Here is a 3183-nt window from a genome sequence, read left to right on the forward strand (position 1 = left end):
GAGGTTCTGCGAGCGCACGCCGAACTCGTCCTGGTCGCGCCGGGTGATTCCCTTGATCTGCGCCAGATTCTCGGCGGTCTGGCCCATCGCGATGTAGATGTCCGGGACGGCGCCGTCCTCACGCGGGTCCGTCCAGGCCGGCGCGCCGGCCTCGGCACGGGCGACGGTGCGGGCCTTGGCTTCGCTGAAGACCGGGTTCTCGGTGTCCGGCAGGGAGTCGGAGTTGCCGAGCACGAAGCTGGAGACCGACTCGACGCCGGCGGAGATGAACACGTCGCCCTCGCCAGACCGGATCGCGTGCAGCGCCATCCGCGTGGTCTGGAGCGAGGAGGAGCAGTAGCGGGTGACGGTCGTGCCGGGCAGGAAGTCGTAGCCGAGCAGCACCGACACGACGCGGCCCATGTTGAAGCCGGAGGCGCCGCCGGGCAGGCCGCAGCCGAGCATCAGGTCGTCGATGTCGTGCGGGTCCAACTGCGGGACCTTGTCCAGCGCGGCGCGCACGGCGGTCACCGCGAGGTCGTCCGGTCGCACGTCCTTCAGCGAGCCTTTGAACGCGCGGCCGATCGGCGTACGCGCGGTGGCGACGATCACTGCCTCGGGCATGGGTAGCTCCTTCGTGCGACGTGCGGAACACGGACGTGCGGCGGGACACGGACGCCCGGAACACAACTGCGGTGTCGTATCGGGGAAGACGCTACCGGATAAGTTACTGGCGGGTAAGGGCGTCCGGGGAGAGTGCGGCGGGACGTGCCCGCGGGGTGGCTCCGGAGCAGGGCCTAGGTAGCGGAGGCCGGCGTCGACTCGGCAGCGGCCGAGCGGGTGATTTGCCAGACTGCGGCGGCCAGCGCGGGGAGGACGGCCGCGGCGGCCGTCGCGTAACCCTCGGCGGAAGGGTGGAAGCGGTCCGGACCGAACAGTTCGGCGCGCGCCGCGAACTCGGGCCCGAGCAGCGCGCCGAGCGGGACCGAGCGGCCACCGGCCTCGTGCACGGCGCGGGCCTGCAGCGCGGCGAGCCGGCGGCTCCAGCGGCGCGCCAGCCAGCGCAGCGGGACCTGGATCGGGCGGATCGTGCCGAGGTCGGGGCAGGTGCCGACGACCACCTGGCAGCCGACCGCGCGCAGCCGCAGCACGGCCTCGCCGAGGTTCGCGGCCGCTTCGGTGGGCGACAGGCGGTGTGTCACGTCGTTCGCGCCGATCATGATCGCGGCGACCTGTGGCGCGTGCTCCGGACCGTCGGCGAGCAGTGCGTCGACCTGTTCGGACAGCCGATCCGAACACGCGCCGACGCGGGCGACGTTCGCCAGCAGCAGCGGTCGGCCCGAGTGCGCGGCGAGGGCGGCGGCGAGCAGCGCGCCAGGCGTCTGGTCCGCGCGTTCGACGCCGTAGCCGGCTGCGGTCGAGTCGCCGAGTACGGCGAACCGCAGGGGGCGCGAGTCGAAGGGGGAGGCGGGAGAGGCGGAGGCAGGGGACGAGGGGGCATGGGTGGTGGTGCCGGGGGACGCGGAGTCGGAAGCGGGAGTCGTGGAGGTGATCGTGGGGGAGAGGGAGGTCGGGTCGGGCTCAATGCTGGTGGTGCGTGCGACCAGATGGGCACCGAACAGGCCGTCCGCGCGCGGCGGAACGTCCACCGCCTGCCCGATCGCCCGGCGGGCCAGCTTGGCCTCCGCCATCACCAGGCCGATTGACGCCCCGGTCAGCACGGTGAGCCCGCCCCCACCTACCGCCGCCGCGGCTACTACCCGTTTCGCGCTCAACGCCGCCATCGCTGTGGCCTCCTACCTCTGGCCTCTCGCCTACTGTTCTTCCCCCGTCGCGAAGATCCAAGTAAGCCGCAGGATAGGAATGTACCGGCTACCACTGTCCAGATGGCGGATTTTCGCTCGCGTGCACCTAACCTGGTGGCAACAATCCGGCTTTTGATCACCGCCCACAAGGCGCTCCCGTCGAAAGGCTCCCGATGCATTACGTCGAGTCGGTCATCGACCTGGTCGGCAACACACCGCTGGTCAAGCTGAACTCGGTCACCCACGGCCTGGCCGCCACGGTCCTGGCCAAGATCGAGTACGTGAACCCCGGCGGCTCGGTCAAGGACCGGATCGCCCTGCGGATGATTGAAGCGGCCGAGGCTTCTGGCGAGCTAAAGGCGGGCGGCACGATCGTCGAGCCGACCAGTGGCAACACCGGTGTCGGGCTGGCCATGGTGGCGCAGCGCAAGGGGTACCGGTGCGTGTTCGTCTGCCCGGACAAGGTCTCCCAGGACAAGATCAACGTGCTGCGCGCGTACGGCGCCGAGGTGGTGGTCTGCCCGACTGCCGTCGCGCCGGAGCACCCGCAGTCGTACTACAACGTCTCCGACCGGCTGGTGCGCGAGATCCCGGACGCCTGGAAGCCGGACCAGTACTCCAATCCGAACAACCCGCTTTCGCACTATCACTCCACCGGCCCGGAGATCTGGGAGCAGACGGACGGCCGGATCAGCGCCTTCGTGGCGGGCATCGGCACCGGCGGCACGATCAGCGGGACCGGTCGCTTCCTGAGGGAGGCTTCGGGCGGCCGGGTCAAGATCATCGGAGCGGACCCGGAGGGATCGGTCTATTCGGGCGGCAGCGGTCGGCCGTACCTGGTCGAGGGCGTGGGCGAGGACTTCTGGCCGGAGTGCTATGACCGGACGGTTACCGACGAGGTCATCGCGGTCTCCGACAAGGACTCGTTCCAGATGACGCGGCGGCTTGCCCGTGAGGAGGGGCTGCTTGTCGGAGGGTCCTGCGGGATGGCAGTGGTCGCAGCGCTGCGGTACGCGCAGCGGTTGACGGCTGAGGACGTGGTGGTCGTCATCTTGCCGGACTCCGGGCGCGGCTACCTCTCGAAGATCTTCAACGACGATTGGATGGCCGACTACGGCTTCCTGACGCCCGCGTCGCAGGAGGCGACTGTCGGCGACGTGCTTTCGCGCAAGGGCGAGACGCTGCCGGATCTGGTCCACATGCACCCGCACGAGACGGTCGGTCAGGCGGTCGAAACCCTGCGCGAGTACGGCGTGAGCCAGATGCCGCTGGTCAAGGAGGAGCCGCCGGTCATGGCGGCGGAGATCGTCGGCTCGATCGTGGAGCGGGACCTGCTCGAGGCGCTGTTCAAGGGGCAGGCGCAGCTGAGCGATCCGCTGGAGGACCACAAGTCGGCGCC

General features: G+C 70.1%; 3 protein-coding genes. 1 reads left to right on the plus strand and 2 read right to left on the minus strand.

The window, feature by feature from the left end:
• Positions 1–603: thiolase family protein (locus tag VFB40_RS07265; protein WP_324848521.1), on the minus strand; the 603-nt coding region annotated here is incomplete at its 3' end.
• 173 nt (positions 604–776) lie between these two features.
• Positions 777–1763, minus strand: coding sequence for an SGNH/GDSL hydrolase family protein (locus VFB40_RS07270; RefSeq protein WP_324848522.1), 987 nt, complete (start codon positions 1761–1763; stop codon positions 777–779).
• A gap of 194 nt (positions 1764–1957) precedes the next feature.
• Here VFB40_RS07270 and VFB40_RS07275 point away from each other — a divergent pair.
• Positions 1958–3183, plus strand: a 1226-nt coding sequence (locus VFB40_RS07275) for a cystathionine beta-synthase (protein WP_324848523.1), incomplete at its 3' end; no start/stop codon positions are given.

Origin of the sequence: Actinocrinis sp. (assembly GCF_035650855.1) — a bacterium.
In the GTDB taxonomy this organism is placed as follows: domain Bacteria; phylum Actinomycetota; class Actinomycetes; order Streptomycetales; family Catenulisporaceae; genus Actinocrinis.

What these genes read in the sequence shown, in the direction of transcription:
- VFB40_RS07270 (WP_324848522.1), bottom strand. Translation starts at nt 1,763, where the DNA reads ATGGCGGCGTTGAGCGCGAAACGGGTAGTAGCCGCGGCGGCGGTAGGT.